Source organism: Streptomyces sp. NPDC059900 (assembly GCF_050270335.1).
Classification (GTDB): Bacteria; Actinomycetota; Actinomycetes; order Streptomycetales; family Streptomycetaceae; genus Streptomyces.
Genome location: NZ_JBNNJZ010000010.1, coordinates 13,674 through 36,469, shown reverse-complemented (window position 1 = coordinate 36,469; position 22,796 = coordinate 13,674). Strand labels below are relative to the sequence as shown.

16 protein-coding genes are annotated in these 22,796 nt (G+C 70.8%); 4 read left to right on the top strand and 12 right to left on the bottom strand.

All coding sequences use genetic code 11. From position 1 onward, the window contains the following. Positions 1-45: 45 nt before the first annotated feature. The 5 genes from ACQKIP_RS03430 to ACQKIP_RS03410 form a co-directional block, all read right to left on the bottom strand. A complete protein-coding gene (locus ACQKIP_RS03430; RefSeq protein ID WP_365862662.1) occupies positions 46-1,722 on the bottom strand; it encodes a serine/threonine-protein kinase in 1,677 nt (558 codons plus the stop codon). Between the two features lie 103 nt (positions 1,723-1,825). Further along, positions 1,826-3,538: a serine/threonine-protein kinase gene (locus ACQKIP_RS03425; protein ID WP_365862834.1), complete on the bottom strand. Its 1,713-nt coding sequence runs from the start codon at positions 3,536-3,538 to the stop codon at positions 1,826-1,828. Positions 3,539-3,808: 270 nt separating this feature from the next. Then, entirely contained in the window at positions 3,809-6,853 is a 3,045-nt protein-coding gene (locus ACQKIP_RS03420; RefSeq protein ID WP_365862664.1) for a protein kinase, read from the bottom strand. Positions 6,854-7,041: 188 nt separating this feature from the next. Next, the gene (locus ACQKIP_RS03415) at positions 7,042-9,246 is read right to left on the bottom strand and encodes a serine/threonine-protein kinase (protein WP_365862666.1); all 2,205 of its coding nucleotides are present in this window, start codon (positions 9,244-9,246) and stop codon (positions 7,042-7,044) included. Between the two features lie 267 nt (positions 9,247-9,513). After that, positions 9,514-11,220, bottom strand: coding sequence for a glycerol-3-phosphate dehydrogenase/oxidase (locus ACQKIP_RS03410; protein ID WP_365862668.1), 1,707 nt, complete (start codon positions 11,218-11,220; stop codon positions 9,514-9,516). A gap of 238 nt (positions 11,221-11,458) precedes the next feature. On the opposite strand from ACQKIP_RS03410, the gene ACQKIP_RS03405 reads away from it, so the two are divergent. Next, entirely contained in the window at positions 11,459-12,715 is a 1,257-nt protein-coding gene (locus ACQKIP_RS03405; protein ID WP_365862670.1) for a nucleotide sugar dehydrogenase, read from the top strand. A gap of 91 nt (positions 12,716-12,806) precedes the next feature. Here ACQKIP_RS03405 and ACQKIP_RS03400 read toward each other — a convergent pair whose 3' ends face one another. The 4 genes from ACQKIP_RS03400 to ACQKIP_RS03385 form a co-directional block, all read right to left on the bottom strand. Continuing rightward, positions 12,807-13,931, bottom strand: coding sequence for a GuaB3 family IMP dehydrogenase-related protein (locus ACQKIP_RS03400; protein ID WP_266870046.1), 1,125 nt, complete (start codon positions 13,929-13,931; stop codon positions 12,807-12,809). Between the two features lie 159 nt (positions 13,932-14,090). Beyond that, on the bottom strand, positions 14,091-15,599 hold the full coding sequence (gene guaB, locus ACQKIP_RS03395; RefSeq protein WP_365862672.1) for an IMP dehydrogenase: 1,509 nt from the start codon (positions 15,597-15,599) through the stop codon (positions 14,091-14,093). Between the two features lie 176 nt (positions 15,600-15,775). Beyond that, complete coding sequence (locus ACQKIP_RS03390; RefSeq protein ID WP_190084454.1) at positions 15,776-16,351, bottom strand: sigma-70 family RNA polymerase sigma factor; 576 nt, start codon at positions 16,349-16,351, stop codon at positions 15,776-15,778. Between the two features lie 266 nt (positions 16,352-16,617). Beyond that, positions 16,618-17,229 (bottom strand): response regulator transcription factor, encoded by a 612-nt coding sequence (locus ACQKIP_RS03385; RefSeq protein WP_003948568.1) that lies wholly within the window; start codon positions 17,227-17,229, stop codon positions 16,618-16,620. Positions 17,230-17,618: 389 nt separating this feature from the next. Between ACQKIP_RS03385 and ACQKIP_RS03380 the strand changes: the two genes are divergently transcribed. Next, positions 17,619-17,987 carry a WhiB family transcriptional regulator gene (locus tag ACQKIP_RS03380; protein WP_365862674.1) on the top strand — a complete coding sequence of 123 codons (369 nt, stop codon included), beginning with the start codon at positions 17,619-17,621 and terminating at the stop codon, positions 17,985-17,987. A gap of 22 nt (positions 17,988-18,009) precedes the next feature. Here ACQKIP_RS03380 and ACQKIP_RS03375 read toward each other — a convergent pair whose 3' ends face one another. Next, on the bottom strand, positions 18,010-18,906 hold the full coding sequence (locus tag ACQKIP_RS03375; RefSeq protein WP_361182283.1) for a LysR family transcriptional regulator: 897 nt from the start codon (positions 18,904-18,906) through the stop codon (positions 18,010-18,012). Between the two features lie 79 nt (positions 18,907-18,985). Here ACQKIP_RS03375 and ACQKIP_RS03370 point away from each other — a divergent pair, with 79 nt between their 5' ends. Together ACQKIP_RS03370 and ACQKIP_RS03365 are read left to right on the top strand one after the other, a co-directional pair. Beyond that, positions 18,986-19,699, top strand: coding sequence for an MOSC domain-containing protein (locus ACQKIP_RS03370; protein ID WP_365862677.1), 714 nt, complete (start codon positions 18,986-18,988; stop codon positions 19,697-19,699). Positions 19,700-19,708: 9 nt separating this feature from the next. Beyond that, positions 19,709-20,482 carry an SDR family NAD(P)-dependent oxidoreductase gene (locus tag ACQKIP_RS03365; RefSeq protein ID WP_365862679.1) on the top strand — a complete coding sequence of 258 codons (774 nt, stop codon included), beginning with the start codon at positions 19,709-19,711 and terminating at the stop codon, positions 20,480-20,482. A gap of 157 nt (positions 20,483-20,639) precedes the next feature. Here the strand turns inward: ACQKIP_RS03365 and groL are convergent, their stop codons facing one another. Then, the gene (groL, locus tag ACQKIP_RS03360) at positions 20,640-22,265 is read right to left on the bottom strand and encodes a chaperonin GroEL (protein ID WP_365862681.1); all 1,626 of its coding nucleotides are present in this window, start codon (positions 22,263-22,265) and stop codon (positions 20,640-20,642) included. Between the two features lie 119 nt (positions 22,266-22,384). Further along, a complete protein-coding gene (gene groES, locus ACQKIP_RS03355; RefSeq protein WP_006347174.1) occupies positions 22,385-22,693 on the bottom strand; it encodes a co-chaperone GroES in 309 nt (102 codons plus the stop codon). Between the last annotated feature and the right edge of the window lie 103 nt (positions 22,694-22,796).

The window sequence follows — 22,796 nt, the reverse complement described above, 5'->3', positions numbered from 1 at the left end:
AGGGGCGGGGCGCGGGGCGGGGCCTCAGCGGCGTACGACCGGGCTTCAGCGGCGCACGAAGGAGTCCACCGCCGTGTCGAAGTACCGCCTGGCCTCCTTGGCCCTGCCGACCGGCGCCGAGACCCAGACCTCGTACATCCGGTCGCCCTCCTGCCAGCACAGGTCGTACGTGTGCCGGTCGCCCTCCGCCGCCGTGAAGCCGTCCCAGGTGAACTGCCAGAGCGCGGCGGGCCGTCCGTTGTGCGAGGTCTCGGTGACCTCGCCGTCCCGGTAACCGGGGTTCTTCTCCGGCCCGTCCGCGTCGGAGCGGCGCTGCACGGCGAGCGGCCCGCCCGGCTCCGGGTCCGACTCCTTGATGCCTATGCGGAACGTTCCGCCCGGCGACTTGTAGAAGACGCGGGGCCCGTCCACCTCACGCCTGAAACCATCCGGCACGGCGAGCGTGAAGCCCCGGACGTCCTTCGTGACGCGGTAGCCCTCGGGGGCTTCGGGCGTCGAGGGCTTGGGGTTGCCGGAACTGCGCGTCACCGTCACCGTCGGGGTCGGCGAAGGCGACGGGGTCACCGTCCGCGTCGGTACGCTCTGGCCCGTCGAGGCCGGCGTCGATGGCGTACGGCCGTTCCCGTCGCCGTCCCTGCCCAGCAGGAGCGCGGCGGAGACCGCGGCCCCGGCCACGGCGGCCACCAGGGCGGCGGCGAGCAGCATGGCGCGACGGCGGCGGCGGGAAGGCCCCTCCGGCTGCACGGGCGGACGGGAGGGCAGGTCACGGTAGGTGGGCGTATAGCCCCCCGGCCTTCCGCCCGGTCTCCCCCCTGATCTCCCGCCCGGCCTCCCGCCCGGCAGCGCCGACGGCTGCCCGCCGGCCCGGCCCGCGGGCGTCGACGGCATCCGCCCCGTCTCCACGTACATCCGCAGGAGCCGCTCCGCCTCCGCCACGCCGAGGCGCCGTTCCGGGTCGCGTTCGAGGAGGCCGAGGACGACGGGCAGCAGCGGTGCGGCGGCGGGCGGCGGCCGGATCTCGTCGAAGACGACGGCGTGCAGGACCCCGCTGATCGTTTCCCGGCGGAAGGGCGACTCGCCGGTCAGCGCCGCGACGAGGAGCGCGCCGAGCGACCAGAGGTCGGACTCGGGCCCCGTCCGCTCGCCCGACATCCGCTCGGGCGCGGTGTACTCCGGAGAGCCCACGAAGGACCCGATCTCCGTGAGCGTCGTCGCGCCGCTGACCTGCGCGATCCCGAAGTCGGTGAGGACGACACGCCCGGTCGCCTCCTCCATGAGGACGTTCGCGGGCTTGATGTCGCGATGCAAGACTCCGGCGGCGTGCGCGACCCGCAGCGCGCCGAGCAGATCGATGCCCATCCGGGCCACCGTCCGCGCCGGCATCGGACCCGACCGCGCTATCCGCCCGGCGAGCGAACCGCCCTCGATCAACTCCATGACGATGTAAGGGTGGTCGCTCTGCACGACGACGTCGTGGACGACGATGATGTGCGGATGGCGCAGCTGCGCCGCCGCCCGCGCCTCGCGCAGGGTGCGTTCGACCTGCTGCATGGCGTCGGACTCGGAGAGCGTTTCGTCGAGGGCGAGTTCCTTGACGGCGACCCTGCGGCCGAGGAACTGATCCGTGGCCTGCCAGACCACGCCCATGCCACCCCTGCCGAGCCGCACGTCCAGGCGGTAACGACCGGCTATGACCCGGGGGTTGTCCCCCACGCTCCCCATGCGGCCATCATGCCCCACCCGTGTGCGGACGGACCCTGTCGGCCTGTGCGGCGGGCTGGTTCCGGCCGCTCGTCCCAGCCATCCCGGCTGCGGACGAGTGCGTTCAGCCCTCTCGCCAGCCCCGGAGTATCGCGTCGAACTGAGTGCGCGTCTTGCTCCAGTCGCCAGCGGGGGACGACATGTACAGCACGTACTCGACGCCGTCACGGCTGATATAGCTCTGTGAGATGGCGCGGCGTGGGCCCGCGGTCGTGTCGTTCGCTCCCGCCGTCCAGCTGAACTCCCAGAGCGCGCCCTGCTGGTCGCGGAAGGTGTTCTGGTCCAGCTGCAACCGCTTGTAGTCGGGCAGCTTGGGACTCAGGTTCTTCTCGAGCTGCACCTGGTGCGTGTAGGGGCTCTCGAACGTCGTGTGGCGGTCGGTGCTGATGCGGAGGAAGTGCCGCCCGTGGTCCGGGGTGTAGTCGATCTGGCTGCCGTCGACCTCGCGCTCCCAGCCCTTGGGCAGCATGAGGCTGAAGCCCTCGGCGTCGTTCACCCGGTGCCAGTTGGCGGGGATGCCGCCGACGGACTTGCCCGGCTTCCCGTCATTGGACTGCGAAGTGCCGCCGTCGTCGCCGTCCTGGAAGTACAGATAGCCGCCGAGGCCACCACCGCCGAACAGCACCACCGCCGCGACGGCCGCGACGACCGCGGGCCACTTGCGGCGCTTCGCGGGGCGAGCAGGGTCGTACGAGGACGGGTGGGCGCCGTGGACGACGGTGCCGGAGTGGTGCGGGGCTGAGTTGGGGCCGGAGTCGGCGCCGGTGCCGATCCTGGTGCTGTCTCCGCTGCCGTACCCGTACCCGTATCCGGGGGCGACCGTGCCGGACTGCGGCGTGTGCTGGTGCGGGTCCTGCGGATGCGGCTGGGGCTGTGACTGCGGATGCGGCTGCGCATGTGCCTGCGGCTGCTGGGACGTGGCGTGGACCTGCGTCGGCACGTACGCGGGCCCGGCGCTCGGGCTGCGCCCCTCCGCCGCCTCGGCGAGCATCAGCTCGGCCGCTTCCGCGGTCGGCCGGGAGTCCGGCTCCTTGCGCAGGAGCGCGCCGATGATGGTGCCGAGCGCCCCCGCGTACTCCGGCGGCGCGGGTTCCTCCGTGACCACGGCCTGCATGGTGCCCAGCGGGGACGTGCGCCGGAACGGGGAGTTGCCCTCGACCGCCGTGTACAGCGTGGCGCCGAGCGCCCAGAGGTCGGACGCGGGGCCGGGGTTGGCGCCGCTGACCCGCTCGGGCGCCAGATAGTCGACGGAACCGACGACCTCACCGGTCCGCGTGATCGTCGAGTCCCCCTCGATCGCGGCGATCCCGAAGTCGGTGAGCAGGATGCGGCCGTCGTTCGCCAGAAGTACGTTGCCGGGTTTGACGTCGCGGTGCAGGACCCCGGCGGCGTGCGCGGCGCGCAGGGCCTTGAGGGTCCACAGGCCGATGCGGGCGGCCTCCACGGGTTCGATGCGGCCCTTGTCCTTGACGGCGTCCGCGAGCGAACAGCCCTCGACGAGCTCCATCACGATCCAGGGCCTGGCGTCGTACTCCAGGACGTCGTGGACGGTGACGACCGCGGGGTGGTTGATCCGGGCCGCGGCCCGCGCCTCTGCGTGCGTACGCGCGAACAGGACCGCGCGGTCGGCCTCCGCCACGAACTGGGCCGCCGTCAGCTCCTTGACGGCGACGGTCCGGTGCAGCACCTCGTCGTGTGCTCGCCATACCCGGCCCATGCCACCGCGGCCTATGGACTCTCCGAGCCGGTAGCGGCCCGCGAGGAGCAGGCCCTGCATCTGATTCACGATCCCCCGCATTGGTTCTGACATGCCCCAGATTAGGGAGCGGGGGGCGCGCGCGGAACCTCCGGGGGGTGCACGGAGACCTCACTGTGACGCGTGACGCAGCAATTCGGCGCCTTTCGGGACGTCAACTCCCGCCGGGTACAGGGCTGATGCAGCTACGGTGAAGGTCTGTGAAGTTTTATGCACATCTCCGAACGTCCGCGTCGCTGAATGTCCGGTCCCTGAATATCCGTGACCGTCCGGGAGCGCGGGCGAACGATTTCAATCGGCCTGATACGTCGCCGAAGCCTGCTCGAAGAGCCGCGACACCTCGTCACGCTCGGCCTCGGGGCCCCGGATCTGCACGACGTGGTACTTGCCGCCGACGGCCATCGCCAGATTGCGCACGAAGGTCTCACGCCCCTCCGCGTCCTGCCAGGTGAACTGCCCCTCGGCCGTGGTCCGCCCGCCGACCTCCACCGTGCGCATCCCGCTGGACGTGGCCCAGGTCGAGTCGCGGAACGGCTGCAGTTCGCGCTCGTGCTCGCGCTGGTACTTCATGGGGTCCTTGCCGTACTCGTCCGTGCCGTCCCGCCCCGGCACGACGATCAGCTCGAAATCGCCGTGCGTGTAACGGACCTGACCCCGCCCGTTCTTGGGCTGCCGGTCCCAGCCGCTCGCGACGGCGACCCGGAAGCCTTCGGCATCCTTGCGGAGCGTGAAGCCCTGCGGCAGCTCGGGGCCGCTGGTCTGCGGCTGCTCCTCGTCGGTGCTCTTCTCCGGCTTGTCGCTCGGCCGGTCGGACTTGCCGTCCTCGCTGGGCCGGGCGCTGGAGCTGCTGCCGGGCTCGGGTCCCTGGCTGGTGCCGGGGTCCCCGACGGAGCCGGCCCGCTCACTGCCTTCGTTCTCCCCCGACTTGGGCATGAAGGCCACGGCGTACGCGACCGCTGCGACGAGGCCGACCAGGACGAGCAGGAGCAGGAGGCGCCCCAGGGAGCGCGGTTGTCCCGTACCGCTCTGCCGGGGCGCGCTGCTCCGGCGGGGGGCCGCCGCAGGCGCGGAGGCCGACAGTCCGGTTTCCCTCGCCCGCTTCTGCTGCCCGGGCTGCTTTGGCCGCTTTGGCTGCTTGTGCTTGTGCCGCCCGTTCTGCCGGTCCGACGCCGGGGCGGGCGGGGGCGCGGCGGCGCGCTGCTTCTCGGGTTTGCGCCGCTTCTCAGGGGCGCGTCGCTTCTCCGGCGCACGCCGCTTCTTCCGGCGTACGAGATCACCGCGGCGGCGTACGACGGGCAGGCGCCTGGCGTCGAACGGCGGTGCGGGCACGACGTTCGTACCGGCTTCCGGCTCGGGCGCCGAACGGACCAGCGAACGCAGCCAGCCGTTCAGCTCCTCGAAGTCGAGCCGCTCCGTGGGGTCCTGTCGCAGCAACGACTCGACCACGGGCCTGAGCGGACCGCACTCCTCCGCGAAGGCGGGCGGCTCGGCGCACACCAGCTGGACGAGCTCGAAGGTGCTCTCCTCCGGGTACGGTGCGTGGCCCTGCACGGCCCTGAACAGCAGGGCGCCCAGGGCCCAGAGGTCGGTTGCGGGCCCGATGGGCGGGGCGAGCCGCCAGTTCTCGTGCACGGGACCGGCCTGCTCGGGCGCCCACCGCTCGGTCACACCGCCGACCACGGTCATCCGGGCATGCCGGGCCCGCTCCGCGGCAAGGGCGGTGGCGGGCCCGCGCCGCACACCGCTGCGCTCGGCGACGAGGGAGTCCCAGTAGCTGTGGCCGGTCGTGGCGGGGGTGGTCGTGGCGGGGGTGGAAGCGGCGGGGGTGGAAGCGGCGTTGGCAGGCTCTGATCCCGGTCCGCCTCGGCCGGGGGTTGAGCCCGGTCCGCCTCGGGTGACTGCGGAACCCGGCCCGCCTTCGCCTCGGGTGGCCGCGAGGCCCTGCCCCGTACGGCCGGGGCCTCGTCCCTGACCGCCGCCGAAGCCCCGCCCCTCAAGACCCCGCTCCTCAAGGCCCCGCTCGTCATGGCCCTGACTGTCTAAGCCCTGATCGTCGTAGGCCGGTCCGTCCGAGCCCCGGCTTGTGGAGCCCCGGCCGTCATAGCCCGTTCCGGCCGGGCCCAGCTCGTCGGCCCCGCGCCCGGACCGGCCGAAGCCGCCCGGCTCCACGGCCCCTCGCTGGTCCGGAACCGCACCGGAGAACCCGCCGATGCCCTTGCCCGCGTCGGCCCCGGACGCCCCCGCGCCCCCGCCGGCCCTCGGCACGGCCCCGTGCCACTGCTTCTTGCCGCCGACGCCGTACGGGTCCAGGATCAGCCCGGCAGTTCCGGCAGTTCCGGCAGTTCCGGCTTCACCACTCCCCCGGCCCTCCGGGGCATCGTCGTCGTACCCGCCGCTCCTCGGCCCCGGCAGCTCCGCGTCCTCGCTCACCCGCGCCGCGGCCCGCGTCCCGGCGCGGTAGGCCGCTATGGCGCTGGGCCGGGCCGCCCTGGCGTCACCGCCGGGCTCCGCGGGCGGGGCGGCCTCGATCGCGGCATGCCCACGCGAATCGCCGGCCTCATCAACCTCGCGCGCCCCATAAGCCCCGCCAGCCTCGTGCGCCCCGTAGGCCCCCTCAGCCTCATCCGCACCGGAGGAGTCCGTCTCCGCACCGGCGTCAGCCCCGCTCCCGGCCCCGCCCCCCGCCTCGAACCCCGCGAGAAGCTCCTCGGGCCGCGGGTCGTACCCGCACAACGCCTCTTCCGCCGCGCCCGCCGCGAGGCCCGTGAGGACCACCCGGCCGTCGTCGCAGACCAGGACCGTACGCGCGGTGATGTTCCGGTGGACCCAGCCGTGCGCGTGCAGCACCCGCAGCGCCGTCACCACGTCCGAGGCGATCTCCGCCGCGCGGTAGGGACTCAGCGGCCGGTCCGCGAGCAGCGCGGCCAGCGACCTCGCCGCCACCAACTCGCTCACTATCCACAGCGAACCGCCCTCGGCGAACACGTCGAAGACCTGGTCGAGCCGCGGGTGGTCGGGTATCTGCGCGGCGGCCTGCGCCGCCTCTATCGCGCGCCGCACCGCCGGATCAGACGGCCTGCGCGTCGTACGCGCCGACGGCCGCCGGACCGCACCCGCGCTCACGAACCCCGCGGGCAGCTCGCCGTCCGGGAGGTCGCGCTCATCGAGTTCGAGCACTTCGGCGTCGACGACCTCGGGCAACGGCACCTGCCTGACCAGGACTTCCTGCCCGCTGTACGTGTCGAAGGCCCGTGTCTCCGCGAGTTCGTACTCATCCGCCGGAGGCAGCGGCAGGCGATAGCGGTCGGCGAGTACCCGCCCCGCGTATTCGTCCACGCCGCCTCCCGCGTCCGCCCGGTGGTCAAATCCGTTCGTGTTGTGCACTGTTGCGGCTGCGTACGGTCCGCAGACACTCACGATACGTGCCCGAGGCAAACCGCATTGAGGGGATTCCAGATCTCACTGGGGCCATTGCCGCGGACTCTCCCATTCCGTGGTCCGCGGCGCCCCGGCCCCGCTCCTGGCTACTTCTTCGGCTTGAACGTCTTCGTGAAGGTCTGCCAGGCGTCCTTGCGCTCGTCACTGCCCCACTTGGCGTCCTTGGCCGTGTACATCATTCCGTAGCCCAGACTGCCGTTGACGACGAAGCCGCGGTCTATCGAGCGGTACTTCGTGCCGCCGTCGACGTACGTGAACTCCCAGTCGGCGGTGTTGTAGTCCCGGTAGTCGACCTTCTCTATCCGGATGCGCTTGTACTGCGACCGGACCATGTACGACTCCTGGCTCTTCCAGTCGCCCACGGGGTCGGACTTGGGGGTGTTGGTCCAGCCGATGAGCAGCTTCTGCCCGTCGGGCCCGGTGAAACGCGCGCCGGCGGCAGCCGTGGTCTGGTACTTCCAGCCCTTGGGCAGGCCGACCGAGAACCCCTGGGAGTGCTTGTACGTCGACTCGGCGCCGTCACCCGGCTCCTTGCCGGAGTCGTCGCCGTCGTCGTCGCTCTCACCCGGATCCGGGCTCTCGTCCGAACCCGGGCTCGCCCCCGAACCCGCGTCCTTGCCCGTCTCGTCCTTGCCTTCGCCCTTCTCGGCGCCGTCGTCCTGCCCGGCGCCCTTGTCCGGCTCCTTGCCCTTGTCGCCGCCGCCCGCGGTCGCCCCGCTGGACGCGGCCTTGTCGCTGCCGTTCTTGCTGTCCTGCCCGTTGTCCTCGTCCCCGCCGCTGAACGCGAAGGCGAGCACGGTCCCGAGCACCGCGATCGCGAGGGCCACCGAGAAGATGACGAGCGTGCGCCGGGGCACCACGTCGGTGAGCGAGGCCTTGGGCGGCGTCGCACGCGGCGGCGTCCCGGAAGCCGACGCCCCCGACGCGGGAGCAGACGAAGCAGAGGTGACGGCGGAGGAAGAGGCAGCAGCCCCGGTCGCCGCACCGGCAGCCCCGGACCGCGCCGGCTTCTCCGCCACCGCACCAGAGGCGGAGTCAGCGGCACCGGCCCCGGACCCGGAAGCCGCATCAGCACCGGAAGCAGCCGCCCCGGCACCCGCCCCCCGAGCGGTCGCCGCAGCCGCGGCCTTCCGCACCGACCTGAGCGCGCCCTTCAGCCGCTCACCGGCCTCCTCGCCCTTACGGCCACCGGAGTCCGCGGAGGACCCGGCGGCACCAGCGGTCCCGGTGGACCCTGCGGCCCCTGAGCCGGAGCCGGACCCGGACGTGTCCGCCGCGGCCCCTGCGGCACCCGCGGCACCCGCGACGCCCGCACCGGCCGCTCCCGCCCCGGCCGCGCGGCCCTTGCCCTTGCCGAACCGCTTGCCCAAGGAGGGCGGCACGGGCGGCAGCGGCACGACCTTCGTCGCGTCGACCGGCTCCGGCTCGTCCTTGGCCTCGGGCGCGTGGATCACGTCGATCAGGAGCGCACGCGCCGCGGCGTCGTCGAGCCGCTGCTCGGGGTCCTTGGCCAGCAGGCCGTAGATGACCTTCTCCAACGGCCCGGCGTTCGTCGGCTGTTCGACGTCCTCGGTCATCACCGCGGTGAGGGTCGCGATCGCCGACCCCTTGTCGTACGGAGGAACGCCCTCAACTGCCGCGTACAGCAGACCGCCCAGCGACCACAGGTCGGCCGCCGGTCCCGGCTTGTGCCCGCGGGCCCGCTCGGGCGAGATGTACGAAGGAGCGCCGACGAGCATGCCGGTGGAGGTGATCGACGGGTCGCCCTCGACCTGTGCGATGCCGAAGTCCGTGAGAACGACCCGCCCGTCCTCGGCGATCAGCACGTTGGACGGCTTCACGTCGCGGTGCAGGATTCCCTCGCGGTGCGCGGAGCGCAGCACGTCGAGCACCGCGAGGCCGACCTCGGCCGCGCGCCTCGGCGTGAGCAGCCCGTCCTCGCGGATGGCCTCGGCGAGGGACTTGCCCTCGACCAGCTCCATCACGATCCACGGCCGGTCGTCCTCGTCGACCACGTCGTACACGGTCACCGCACTGGTGTTGCGGATCCGCGCGATCGCCTTGGCCTCACGCAACGTACGCGTGATGAGCCGGCGCTTCTCCTCCTCGTCGATGCTGGAGGGAAAGCGAAGCTCCTTCACCGCGACCGTCCGGCCGAGTGTCTCGTCCTTGGCGCGCCAGACGGTTCCCATTCCGCCGCGGCCGAGCACTTCTCCCAGCCGGTAGCGCCCGGAGAGGAGACGTTCGCTCTGGTCCTGACGGGACTGACCCGTCTTCTCCGCGTCCGACATGCGTCCCCTCTGCTGCTACCGCTGCTACCCGCGCAACCCGCCCTGACAGAGCCTTCATTGTCCCTTACTTCGGGACCGGTCTACGCCCAGGGTCCAACGTCTCTCATGACGGGCTCCGCACATGGAACTCTTCCGGTGCTCGGCACCCGGGGCAAGGCCCCGCCGCGACGCCGTCGGCCGCGAGGAGTCGGCGCCCCAACAGCCCCGCCGACCCGCGGGGTTCACGCCGAACGGGCCGCGCGGGGTCCTGCAAGGGTGTGCGGAGCGCTACAGCGGCACGATATCCGGCGCCCCCAGCCGCGCCGCGTCCGCCGTCAGGTCGTCCGGCTGCCGCTGCGACTCGCGCTCCGCCTCCACCCGCTTCTCGTAGTGCTGTACCTCCCGCTCCACCTGGTCCTTGTCCCAGCCGAGGACCGACGCCATCAGCTCCGCGCACACCCGCGCGCTGCGCGTGCCCCGGTCGAACGTCTCGATCGAGATGCGCGTGCGCCTGGTCAGCACGTCGTCCAGATGCCGCGCCCCCTCGTGCGAAGCGGCATAGACGATCTCGGCGCGCAGATAGTCGTCGGCGGCCGGCAGCGGCTCGCCCAGCTTGGGGTCGGCGGTGATGAGGGCGAGGACCTCTTCGGCGAGTGAGCCGTACCGGTTCAACAGGTGTTCCACGCGCACCACATGGAGGCCGGTGCGTGCCGCGATCCTGGCGCGCGCGTTCCACAGGGCCTTGTACCCCTCGGCGCCGACCAGCGGGATGTCCTCGGTGACGCAGTCGGCGACCCGCTGGTCGAGGGCGTGCACCGCCTCGTCCACGGCGTCCTTCGCCATGACGCGGTACGTCGTGTACTTGCCGCCCGCGATGACCACGAGGCCCGGCGCCGGATGCGCCACCGTGTGCTCGCGCGACAACTTGCTCGTGGCGTCCGACTCCCCGGCGAGCAGCGGCCTCAGTCCTGCGTACACCCCTTGGACGTCGTCCCGGGAAAGGGGCACCGCGAGGACCGAGTTCACGTGCTCGAGCAGATAGTCGATGTCGGCGCTGGAGGCGGCGGGGTGCGCCTTGTCCAGGTCCCACTCGGTGTCGGTGGTCCCCACGATCCAGTGCCGCCCCCACGGAATGACGAAGAGGACGCTCTTCTCCGTCCGCAGGATGAGACCGGTCGTCGAGTTGATCCGGTCCTTCGGTACGACCAGATGGATGCCCTTGGACGCACGGACGTGGAACTGGCCCCGCTCCCCGACCATCGCTTGTGTGTCGTCCGTCCACACGCCGGTGGCGTTCACGACCTGCTTGGCCCGGACCTCGTACTCCCCGCCGCCCTCGACGTCCTGCACCCGGGCGCCGACGACCCGCTCTCCCTCGCGCAGGAAGCCGGTCACGCGCGCCCGGTTGGCGACCTTGGCCCCATAGGCCGCCGCCGTGCGCACCAGCGTGGCCACGTAGCGAGCGTCGTCCATCTGCGCGTCGTAGTACTGCATGGCGCCCACCAGGGCGTCCTTCTTCAGGCAGGGTGCGACGCGCAGGGCGTGACGCCGGGTCAGGTGGCGGTGCATCGGGAGACCGCGGCCGTGTCCCTTCGACATCGACATGGCGTCGTACAACGCGACGCCCGAGCCCGCATAGATCCGCTCCCAGCCCTTGTGCTGCAAGGGGTAGAGGAACGGCACCGGCTTCACGAGATGCGGGGCGAGCCGCTCCAGGAGCAGGCCGCGCTCCTTCAGCGCCTCCCGCACCAGCGCGAAGTCCAGCATCTCCAGATAGCGCAGACCGCCGTGGATCAGCTTGCTCGAACGGCTCGACGTGCCCGACGCCCAGTCCCGCGCCTCGACCAGGCCGGTGGACAGACCGCGGGTCACGGCGTCAAGTGCAGTGCCCGCACCGACCACTCCCGCGCCCACGACCAGGACATCCAGCTCCCGCTCGGCCATTCCCGCAAGTGACTCGGCACGCTCCGCCGGCCCCAAGGTCGCTGTCCTCACCGCTGCCTCCCGTTGCTTTGTCGGGTGTGGTCGCGCTCACATCATGCCCAGATTCTGCTCAGGTCCGCTGAGTTCGGCCGCCGCCTGTGGACAACACGGCCAACACTCCGACACCTGACACCGAGCAATGCCACATAACGGTCATATTTACTCCTAGTCTGACATTGCGCTGGTCCACCTTGTCCACAGGACTTGCGCGCTCGTCCCGCTCCGGCTATTAGGAGGACGGCCCACCGCCATGCCCGCAGATCTCGCAGTCATCGGTCTCGGCCACCTCGGCCTGCCCCTCGCCAGGGCCGCCGTCTCCCGTGGCATCGCCACCATCGGCTATGACCCCGCCCGCGCCGTCGATCTGGCAAGCGGCCGCCTGCCCTGCGACGGCGCCGAGGGCACCCTGACCGCCGCCGATGTCCGCCGGATGCTCTCGGGGGGCTTCCGGCCGACCACCGACCCGGCCCAGCTCGGCCGGGTCCGCACCGCGGTCATCTGTGCTCCCACTCCTCCGGCAGCGGACCGCACCCTCGACCTGAGCCAGGTGGCAGACGCCGCCCGCGCCCTGGCCGCGCGCCTGCGCCCGCACACCACGGTCATCCTCGAGTCACCCGCATACCCCGGAACCACGGAGGAATTCCTCCGCCCCATCCTCGAAGAGGGCTCCGGCCTGCGCGCGGGCCGCGACTTCCATCTGGCCCACTCGCCCGGCCGCCTCGATCCCGGCAACCGCACCCACGGCTACGCGGGCACGCCCAAGGTCATCGGCGGCCTCACCCCGGCCTGCACCGAATCGGCCGCCGCCTTCTACGGCCGCCTCACCGACAAGGTCGTACGCGCGCGTGGCCCGCGAGAAGCCGAGACCGTGCACCTCCTGGAGACCAACTACCGGCACGTGAACATGGCTCTGGTCAATGAGATGGCCGTGCTCTGCCACGACCTGAACATCGACCTGTGGGACGTCATCCGCTGCGCCGAGACCAAGCCCTTCGGCTTCCAGGCCTTCCGCCCCGGACCCGGGGTCGGCGGCCACGGCGTCCCCCTGGATATCCCGGGCCCCGGCAGCCGCGGCGCCCGCCCCCTGCGCATGGTCGAACTGGCCCAGCAGGTCAACGACCGCATGCCCCGCTACGTGATCCAGCGCTCGGCGACGCTGCTCAACGAACACGGCAAGTCCGCCCGCGGCGCCCGCGTCCTGCTCCTGGGCGTCACCTACAAGCCCGACCTCGCCGACCAGCAGGGCTCCCCCGCCAGGGAGGTCGCGACCCGCCTGATGGAGATGGGCGCGTCCGTCAGCTACCACGACCCCTACGTCCCCAGCTGGAGCGTGCTCGGCCACCCCGTCCCCCGCGCGGACTCCCTCTACGAAGCCGCCGCGGACGCCGACCTCACGATCCTGCTCCAGCACCACCGCACGTACGACCTGCAAGGTCTCGCCGTGAAGGCCCAGCTGCTCCTGGACACCAGGGGCGCGACCCCGGCGGGCGCGGCCCACCGCCTCTGACGCGGCCTCGGCCCACACGGCACGCAAGAAGGGCCCCGGTACGAGTACCGGGGCCCTTCTTTAAGAAGCAGTCGAACTCAGGAGCAGACGATCAGCGCTTGTGCTGCGAGTCCGCGACCGTCACCTCGACGCGCTGGAACTCCTTGAGCTCGCTGTAGCCCGTCGTCGCCATCGCGCGGCGCAGCGCCCCGAAGAAGTTCATCGAGCCGTCCGGGATGTGCGAGGGACCGGTGAGGATCTCCTCGGTCGTGCCGACCACACCGAGGTCGACGCGCTTGCCGCGCGGCACGTCCTCGTGGACGGCCTCCATGCCCCAGTGGTGGCCCTTGCCGGGCGCGTCCGTGGCGCGCGCCAGCGGGGAGCCCATCATCACCGAGTCGGCGCCGCAGGCGATGGCCTTGGGCAGGTCGCCGGACCAGCCCACGCCGCCGTCCGCGATGACGTGTACGTACCGGCCGCCGGACTCGTCCATGTAGTCACGGCGGGCCGCAGCGACGTCCGCGACGGCGGTGGCCATCGGCACCTGGATGCCCAGGACGTTGCGCGTGGTGTGCGCGGCGCCGCCGCCGAAGCCGACCAGGACACCGGCCGCGCCCGTGCGCATCAGGTGCAGGGCAGCGGTGTACGTGGCGCAGCCGCCGACGATCACCGGCACGTCGAGTTCGTAGATGAACTGCTTCAGGTTCAGCGGCTCGGCCGCGCCGGAGACGTGCTCGGCGGAGACGGTGGTCCCGCGGATGACGAAGATGTCGACACCGGCGTCCACGACGGCCTTGGAGAACTCCGCGGTGCGCTGCGGGGAGAGCGCGGCGGCGGTGACGACGCCCGAGTCGCGCACCTCCTTGATGCGCTGCCCGATCAGATCGGCCTGGATCGGCGCGGAGTAGATCTCCTGGAGCCGGCGGGTGGCGTTGTCGGTGTCCAGCTCCGCGATCTCGTCGAGCAGCGGCTGCGGGTCCTCGTACCGCGTCCACAGGCCTTCGAGGTTCAGGACGCCGAGACCGCCCAGCTCACCGATGCGGATCGCGGTCTGCGGCGAGACGACCGAGTCCATGGGGGCCGCCAGGAAGGGCAGCTCGAAGCGGTAGGCGTCGATCTGCCAGGCGATCGAGACCTCCTTCGGGTCGCGGGTACGGCGGCTCGGGACGACGGCGATGTCGTCGAAGGCGTACGCCCGGCGGCCGCGCTTGCCGCGTCCGATCTCGATCTCAGTCACGTGGGTGGCCCTTCAGCTTTCTTCGGTACTTCGCACTTCTTCGGCACTTCGGCACTGGTCTGCCGTTCCAGTATCCCCGACGCGCACGAAGAGGGGCGGCCCGGGGAATCCGGACCGCCCCCACGCGCGCGTGGAGCGCTGTCAGCGCCGCACGGGGCGTCAGCGCTTGTTCGTGTAGTTCGGCGCCTCGACCGTCATCTGGATGTCGTGCGGGTGGCTCTCCTTGAGGCCCGCGGAGGTGATCCGTACGAAACGGCCGTTCCTCTGGAGCTCCGGAACGGTCTGGCCGCCTACGTAGAACATCGACTGACGCAGACCGCCGACCAGCTGGTGCACGACCGAGGAGAGCGGGCCGCGGTAGGGCACCTGGCCCTCGATGCCCTCGGGCACCAGCTTCTCGTCGGAGGCGACGCCCTCCTGGAAGTAGCGGTCCTTGGAGAAGGACTTGCGGTCGCCGCGGGTCTGCATCGCGCCGAGCGAGCCCATGCCGCGGTACGACTTGAACTGCTTGCCGTTGATGAACATCAGCTCACCGGGGGACTCCTCGCAGCCGGCGAGCAGCGAGCCCAGCATGACCGTGTCCGCGCCGGCGACGAGCGCCTTGGCGATGTCGCCCGAGTACTGCAGGCCGCCGTCGCCGATGACCGGGACACCGGCCTCCTTGGCGGCGAGCGACGCTTCGTAGATGGCCGTCACCTGCGGGACGCCGATGCCGGCGACGACACGCGTCGTACAGATGGAGCCGGGTCCGACGCCGACCTTGATGCCGTCGACACCGGCGTCGATGAGGGACTGGGCGCCGTCACGCGTGGCGATGTTGCCGCCGATGACGTCCACGCCCGAGGCGTTGGACTTGATCTTGGCGACCATGTCGCCGACCAGGCGGGAGTGGCCGTGCGCGGTGTCGACGACGATGAAGTCGACGCCCGCCTCGATCAGGGCCTGGGCACGCTCGAAGGCGTCGCCCGCGACGCCGACGGCGGCGCCCACCAGGAGGCGGCCTTCGCTGTCCTTGGCGGCACCGGGGTACTTCTCGGCCTTGACGAAGTCCTTGACCGTGATGAGGCCCTTGAGGACACCGCTGTCGTCGACGAGCGGAAGCTTCTCGATCTTGTGGCGGCGCAGCAGCTCCATGGCGTCCACGCCGGAGATGCCGACCTTGCCGGTGACCAGCGGCATCGGCGTCATGACCTCGCGCACCTGGCGCGTGCGGTCCGACTCGAAGGCCATGTCGCGGTTGGTGACGATGCCGAGCAGCTTGCCCGCCGGGTCGGTCACCGGGACGCCGCTGATGCGGAACTTGGCGCAGATCGCGTCGGCCTCGGCGAGCGTCGCGTCCGGGTGCACCGTGATCGGGTCGGAGACCATGCCGGACTCGGAGCGCTTCACGAGGTCGACCTGGTTGGCCTGGTCCGCGATGGAGAGGTTGCGGTGCAGTACGCCGACGCCGCCCTGCCGCGCCATGGCGATCGCCATGCGGGACTCGGTGACCTTGTCCATCGCCGCGGAGAGCAGCGGGACGTTCACACGCACGTTCTTCGAGATGAGCGAGGAAGTGTCGATCTGGTCCGGCGCCATGTCCGACGCACCGGGCAGCAACAGCACGTCGTCGTAGGTCAGCCCGAGTGTCGCGAATTTCTCGGGCACTCCGTCGACGTTTGCAGTCATGACACCTTCCCCAAATGGCCTTGATCGGTGCGGATGTCCATGCTAACGGGAACCGAGGGTGTCTCATTCCACGATCAAGATCATCGATCAGATTTGTACGTTCATACGGCACGTACAGACGCCGAACCGATGCCGAACGGGCATCCAAGGTGACCACACGCGCAAGCCGGTGACCGCTACTGCTCGGCCAATGCCCGCAACCGACTCAGCGCGCGATGCTGCGCGACCCGCACGGCGCCGGGGGACATGCCCAGCATCTGCCCGGTCTCCTCGGCCGTGAGCCCGACCGCGATCCTCAGGAGCAGCAGCTCGCGCTGGTTCTCCGAGAGATTGGCCATGAGCTTCTTGGCCCACTCGGCATCGCTGCTGAGAAGGGCGCGCTCCTCGGGCCCGAGGGAATCGTCCGGCCGCTCGGGCATCTCGTCCGACGGCACCGCCGTGGATCCGGGATGGCGCATCGCCGCGCGCTGGAGATCGGCGACCTTGTGCGCGGCGATCGCGAAGACGAACGCTTCGAAGGGGCGTCCCGTGTCCTTGTAGCGCGGCAGGGCGAGGAGGACCGCGACGCATACTTCCTGCGCCAGGTCCTCCACGAAGTGCCTTGCGTCGCCGGGCAGTCGAGAGAGCCGTGTGCGGCAGTACCGCAGCGCCAGGGGGTGCACATGGGCCAGCAAATCGTGCGTGGCCTGTTCGTCACCCTCGACCGCGCGAAGGACGAGGGCACCGATCACCGTCGTCTTGTCATCGCGCATCGGTCCATGGTGCCTTGGCGCTGATTGATCCGTGGCACCACGTCCGTAGTTGTGCACCGAAGCGTTATGAGCAGGTGCGCCGGAACTCATCTCGTGCGCCCTCCCCTCCCGCTCGACCGACCTGTCCCCGAGGAACTCCACACCTCAAGGATGCGGCATCGGCGGCGAAGCGGCGGCAATCGCTCCCGGGTGAGGGAGCGACGGGCGTCCGTGACCCCGCCCACCACTCGGCGGGCGGGGATCGCCGTGCCCGCACGGCGACACACCTATCGGACCAGGCCCCAGCGGAAACCGAGCGCCACGGCGTGCGCGCGGTCCGAGGCGCCGAGCTTCTTGAACAACCGGCGGGCGTGGGTCTTGACCGTGTCCTCGGAGAGAAAAAGCTCACGTCCGATCTCGGCGTTCGACCGGCCGTGGCTCATGCCTTCGAGGACCTGGATCTCACGCGCGGTGAGGGTGGGCGCCGCGCCCATCTCGGCCGAGCGCAGTCTGCGCGGAGCGAGCCGCCACGTCGGGTCGGCGAGCGCCTGCGTGACGGTCGCGCGCAGTTCGGCGCGCGAGGCGTCCTTGTGCAGATAGCCGCGGGCACCGGCGGCGACCGCGAGCGCGACACCGTCCAGATCCTCGGCGACGGTGAGCATGATGATGCGCGCACCGGGGTCGGCGGACAGCAGCCGCCGCACCGTCTCGACGCCGCCCAGACCGGGCATGCGTACGTCCATCAGAATCAGGTCCGAGCGGTCGGCGCCCCAGCGGCGGAGGACTTCCTCGCCGTTGGCCGCTGTCGTCACGCGCTCTACGCCGGGCACGGTCGCGACCGCGCGGCGGAGCGCCTCTCGGGCGAGCGGGGAGTCGTCGCAGACGAGGACGGATGTCATGACTGTCCTCCGCGGCTCTCACAGCTGCTGCGCGTCACCTTGAGCCTCCAGGCTGGTACATATTCGTCACCTGTGCGGTTGACGCTCTCGGACATCTGCCCCAGCGCTTGTTCTTTCAACCGCCTCGCACTCTCAACGACGGTCACCCGAAAGAGTTACGGGGCGGTCGGCCTCGTTCGGCACTCTACGTGAGGGCGCGGACACAGAGCAGACGGCGCAAGAGACCCTCAACCTTTCATCACAACCCATGCCCCATTTAGCCGCTTTCCTTCCCTTTTCCTGGTGTCTGTGACTAGATTTTCCAATGAGTCATATTTTCATCTCCTTAGACAGTAGATGTACGGTCGTGGGCACCGTATCCGCGCAGAACGGCCACCAGGAGACACGCAATGGCAGATTTCTCCCGCCTTCCCGGACCGAACGCAGATCTCTGGGACTGGCAGCTCCTCGCCGCTTGCCGCGGGGTCGACAGCTCGCTCTTCTTCCACCCGGAGGGCGAGCGGGGCGCGGCGCGCAGCGCACGTGAGAACTCCGCCAAGGAGGTCTGCATGAGATGCCCCGTGCGCGCGGAGTGCGCTGCTCACGCCCTGGCGGTACGCGAGCCGTACGGCGTGTGGGGCGGACTGACCGAGGACGAGCGCGAAGAACTCATGGGCCGGGCACGCAACCGCCTCGTCACGACATCCGCACCGTCGGCCTCGGCGGCCGCAGCGGCCGCGACCTCGACGGCACGCGGCGACATGGTCACGCACACCTGAAGGAACGTTTCTTCGTAGGCGCTCAGCGCTCTGCGGCCCGCGCAAGGTGATCAAGGGTGGCCGCCACTGCGGGCACCTGCGCCAGATCAGGCAGGGTGAGCGCGACGATTTCGCGCTGGACGGCAGGCTCCACCGTCACTGTGCGTGCACCTTTGGGGCGTACGGACTCGATGGCGAGCTCCGGCAGGACCGCGACTCCGAGGCCGGCGCCGACCAGGCCGATCACCGCCGGATAGTCGTCGGTCGCGAAATCGATGCGGGGCACGAAACCCGCTCCCTCGCACACCTCCACCAGCTGCCTGCGACAGCGCGGACAGCCCGCGATCCACGGCTCGTCGGCCAGTTCCCCGATGGCGACCGCGTCCGCCTTGGCGAGCCGGTGTCCTTCCGGCACCAGGCCGACGAGCCGGTCGGCGAGAAGCGGCCGTACGACCAGGTCGTCCCACTCCTCGGCGGCGGTGGCGCCGTCATAGCGGAAGGCGAGCGCCACGTCGCAGTCGCCCTCGCGCAGCATCTCCACCGAGCGCGGCGGTTCGGCCTCCTCCAGCGAGACGCGCGTGCCGGGGTGCGCCGCGCGCAGGGCGGCCAGGGCGCTCGGCACCAGCGTCGAGCTGCCGCTGGGGAAGGAGACGAGGCGGACCCGGCCCGCCCGCAGGCCCGCGATGGCGGCGACCTCCTCCTCGGCGGCGGTAAGACCGGCCAGGATCCCGGCGGCATGCCGGACCAGGGACTCGCCAGCCTGGGTCAGGCGCATCTCGCGGCCCGTGCGGATGAGGAGCGGCGTGCCCGCGGAGGCTTCGAGGGCCTTCATCTGCTGGCTGACGGCCGGCTGCGTACAGCCGAGGTCGCGCGCCGCGGCGGAGAAGGAGCCGGTGGCGGCGACGGCGCGCAGTACGCGGAGATGACGGGCCTCGATCATGACTCAAGCATAAGTGACGCTTGGATCAGGCGCCCAATAATGCGTAGCCGCTTTGAGCTGCCTCGCCTAGCCTTTTGTCATGAAGCTTCTCTCCGTGAATCTGGGCCGGTTCAAAGCCGTGGACTACACCGACGCGCCCTCGGGCGGCACGGGCATCGACAAGAAGCCCGCCGACGGGGCCGTGCGGGTGGCGGCTCCCGGCGCGAAGGGCACCGCGGGGAGCGGGCTCGCCGGGGACGAGGTCTGCGATCTGCGGCACCACGGCGGGAACGACCAGGCGGTGTACGCCTACGCGCGCGAGGACCTCGACGAGTGGGAGCGGCTGCTCGGCCGTCCGCTGCCGGGCGGCTCCTTCGGCGAGAACCTCACGACGTCCGGCCTCGACGTCAACGGCGCGAAGATCGGCGAGCGCTGGCGCGTCGGCCCCGATCTGCTCCTCGAAGTGACCTCGGGCCGCATCCCCTGCCAGACGTTCCAGGGCCACCTCGGCGAGACGAAGTGGGTCAGGCGCTTCACGCAGCAGGGCGCTCCCGGCGCCTATCTGCGGGTGATCGAACCGGGCGAGATCCGGGCCGGGGACACCATCGAGATCGTGCACAGCCCGGAGCACGACATCACCGTGTCCCTCCAGTTCAGGGCCGTGACGACCGAGCGGAAGCTGCTGCCGGGCCTGCTCGCCGCGGGGGACGCGCTGCACTCCGAGACGATCAAGACGGCGCGCACGTACGCGCAGAAGTACGGGGCGGGGTCCGAGGGCCGTCCGGGCGACACGGCCGCCCCGGGATCTCACTAGCCTTGGTCCATGACTACGGCTCTGATTACGGGATCGACCGCCGGTATCGGCTCGGCCTTCGCCCGGCGGCTCGCCGGTGACGGCCACAACCTGGTCCTTGTGGCACGGAACACCGAGCGGCTGCGGGAACAGGCGACCGAACTGCACGACCGGCACGGCATCGAGGCGGAGGTCCTGACCGCGGACCTCGCGACGGACGACGGGATCACCACCGTCGAGAAGCGGCTCGCTGACCCCAGGAACCCGGTCGATCTCCTGGTGAACAACGCCGGGTTCGGCAACAAGGGCCAGTACCTGGAAGTGCCGATCGAGGATGAGCTGACGATGCTCAAGGTGCACTGCGAGGCGGTGCTCCGCCTCACGTCGGCGGCGACGGAGTCGATGCGGGAGCGGGGCCGCGGGGGCGTCGTCAACGTCGCGTCGGTGGCGGCGTTCGTACCGCGCGGGACGTACGGCGCTTCGAAGGCGTGGGTCGTGCAGTTCACGCAGGGCGCGGCGAAGGACCTGGCGGGATCCGGGGTGCGGCTGATGGCCCTGTGCCCCGGATTCGTACGGACCGAGTTCCACGAGCGTGCCGGGATGGGGACGTCCAACATCCCCAAGTGGATGTGGCTGGACGCGGACAAGCTGGTCGCTGCGGCGCTTTCCGACTTGGCGCGGGGCAGGACCCTCTCCATCCCGGACCCGAAGTACAAGGCACTGATGGGCGTGGTGAAGGTGACGCCGAGGGCGCTGCTGAGCGGGGTCACGTCACGGACGGGCAGGAAGTACGGCCCGCAGTAACCCTGGAGGGCGGGATCGCGTCTGCCGGAACCCGTCAGTCGCCGACTGCGGGTGGTGGTCCGTCCTCGCGCAGTTCCCCGCGCCCCTTCGGGGCGCTCCCGAACACGCTGAGGCCCGGCTCCCCCGTGGGGAGCCGGGCCTCAGTCACAAACTCAGGTCAGTGCGAGTGACCGTGGCCGTGGCCCGCGGCCTCGGCCTCCTCCTCGGCCGGCTTCTCGACGACCAGGGTCTCGGTCGTGAGCAGCAGGGAGGCGATCGACGCGGCGTTCTCCAGCGCGGAGCGCGTGACCTTGACCGGGTCGATGACGCCGGCCTTGACCAGGTCGCCGTACTCGCCGGTGGCGGCGTTGAAGCCGAAGCCCTTGTCGAGCTCGGCGACCTTCGAGGTGATGACGTAGCCCTCGAGGCCGGCGTTCTCGGCGATCCAGCGCAGCGGCTCGACGGCGGCGCGGCGGACGACGGCGACACCGGTGGCCTCGTCGCCCTCCTTGCCGAGCGAGTCGCCGAGCACCTTGGCGGCGTGCACCAGAGCGGAGCCACCACCGGAGACGATGCCCTCCTCGACCGCGGCGCGGGTCGCGGAGATGGCGTCCTCCAGACGGTGCTTCTTCTCCTTGAGCTCCACCTCGGTGGCGGCGCCGACCTTGATCACGCAGACGCCGCCGGCCAGCTTCGCGAGGCGCTCCTGGAGCTTCTCGCGGTCCCAGTCGGAGTCCGTGGCCTCGATCTCGGCCTTGATCTGGTTGACGCGACCCTCGACCTCGGAGGCGTTGCCGCCGCCGTCGACGACCGTGGTGTCGTCCTTGGTGATGGTCACGCGGCGCGCGGTGCCGAGCACGTCGAGACCGACCTGGTCGAGCTTGAGGCCGACCTCTTCGGCGATGACGGTGCCGCCGGTGAGGGTGGCGAGGTCACCGAGCATGGCCTTGCGGCGGTCGCCGAAGCCGGGGGCCTTCACCGCGACGGCGTTGAAGGTGCCGCGGATCTTGTTCACGACCAGGGTCGACAGGGCCTCGCCCTCGACGTCCTCGGCGATGATCAGGAGCGGCTTCGAGGCGTTGGCCTGGATGACCTTCTCGAGCAGCGGGAGCAGGTCCTGGATCGAGGAGATCTTGCCCTGGTGGATGAGGATGTACGGGTCCTCGAGCACCGCCTCCATGCGCTCCTGGTCCGTCACGAAGTACGGCGACAGGTAGCCCTTGTCGAAGGCCATGCCCTCGGTGAAGTCCAGCTCGAGCCCGAAGGTGTTGGACTCCTCGACGGTGATGACACCGTCCTTGCCGACCTTGTCCATCGCCTCGGCGATGAGCTCGCCGACCTGCGGGTCCTGGGCGGACAGACCGGCGACGGCCGCGATGTCGGCCTTGTCGTCGATCGGGCGCGCGGTCGCGAGGAGCTCCTCGGAGACGGCCTTGACGGCGGCGTCGATGCCCTTCTTCAGGGCGGCCGGGGAGGCGCCGGCGGCTACGTTGCGCAGGCCTTCCTTGACCAGGGCCTGGGCGAGCACGGTCGCGGTGGTGGTGCCGTCACCCGCGATGTCGTTGGTCTTGGTCGCCACCTCCTTGACGAGCTGGGCGCCGAGGTTCTCGTACGGGTCCTCGACCTCGACCTCACGGGCGATGGTGACGCCGTCGTTGGTGATGGTCGGGGCGCCGAACTTCTTGTCGATGACGACGTTGCGGCCGCGGGGGCCGATCGTCACCTTCACCGTGTCGGCAAGCTTGTTGACGCCGCGCTCAAGGGCGCGACGGGCGTCCTCGTCGAACTTCAGGATCTTCGCCATGGGAGCGATTCAGCCCTCTCGAAAACTCGGGTGAACGAACTGCGCCCCTCGCCGCCCGGCAATCAGCGGGGTGACCAGGGGCGCAGCTCAAAAGCAAATCTGCTGGTGAAGCAGGTGAATTACTTCTCGACGATCGCGAGCACGTCGCGAGCCGAGAGGACGAGGTACTCGTCGCCGTTGTACTTCACCTCGGTGCCGCCGTACTTGCTGTACAGCACGACATCGCCGACCTTCACGTCGAGCGGCAGGCGCTCGCCGTTCTCGAAGCGGCCCGGGCCCACGGCGAGGACAGCACCCTCCTGGGGCTTCTCCTTCGCGGTGTCCGGAATGACCAGGCCAGAGGCCGTGGTCTGCTCGGCGTCGAGCGGCTGGACCACAATGCGGTCCTCGAGCGGCTTGATGGCAACCTTGGAGCTGGCGGTCGTCACGATCCGGTCTCCCCCTTCGGAGATCTACGGGGTTAACAGTCTGGGGTGGCGACCAGGTGGATCCGTCGTCGCGGGTGCCGGACCTGCCCGTCGCTGTTGGCAC

Excerpts from the sequence above, each read along its gene's own strand:
- ACQKIP_RS03430 (WP_365862662.1), bottom strand. The coding sequence starts at position 1,722 with ATGGGGAGCGTGGGGGACAACCCCCGGGTCATAGCCGGTCGTTACCGC.
- ACQKIP_RS03425 (WP_365862834.1), bottom strand. The coding sequence starts at position 3,538 with ATGCAGGGCCTGCTCCTCGCGGGCCGCTACCGGCTCGGAGAGTCCATA.
- ACQKIP_RS03415 (WP_365862666.1), bottom strand. The coding sequence starts at position 9,246 with ATGTCGGACGCGGAGAAGACGGGTCAGTCCCGTCAGGACCAGAGCGAA.
- ACQKIP_RS03405 (WP_365862670.1), top strand. The coding sequence starts at position 11,459 with ATGCCCGCAGATCTCGCAGTCATCGGTCTCGGCCACCTCGGCCTGCCC.
- guaB (WP_365862672.1), bottom strand. The coding sequence starts at position 15,599 with ATGACTGCAAACGTCGACGGAGTGCCCGAGAAATTCGCGACACTCGGG.
- ACQKIP_RS03390 (WP_190084454.1), bottom strand. The coding sequence starts at position 16,351 with ATGCGCGATGACAAGACGACGGTGATCGGTGCCCTCGTCCTTCGCGCG.
- ACQKIP_RS03385 (WP_003948568.1), bottom strand. The coding sequence starts at position 17,229 with ATGACATCCGTCCTCGTCTGCGACGACTCCCCGCTCGCCCGAGAGGCG.
- ACQKIP_RS03380 (WP_365862674.1), top strand. The coding sequence starts at position 17,619 with ATGGCAGATTTCTCCCGCCTTCCCGGACCGAACGCAGATCTCTGGGAC.
- ACQKIP_RS03375 (WP_361182283.1), bottom strand. The coding sequence starts at position 18,906 with ATGATCGAGGCCCGTCATCTCCGCGTACTGCGCGCCGTCGCCGCCACC.
- ACQKIP_RS03370 (WP_365862677.1), top strand. The coding sequence starts at position 18,986 with ATGAAGCTTCTCTCCGTGAATCTGGGCCGGTTCAAAGCCGTGGACTAC.
- ACQKIP_RS03365 (WP_365862679.1), top strand. The coding sequence starts at position 19,709 with ATGACTACGGCTCTGATTACGGGATCGACCGCCGGTATCGGCTCGGCC.
- groL (WP_365862681.1), bottom strand. The coding sequence starts at position 22,265 with ATGGCGAAGATCCTGAAGTTCGACGAGGACGCCCGTCGCGCCCTTGAG.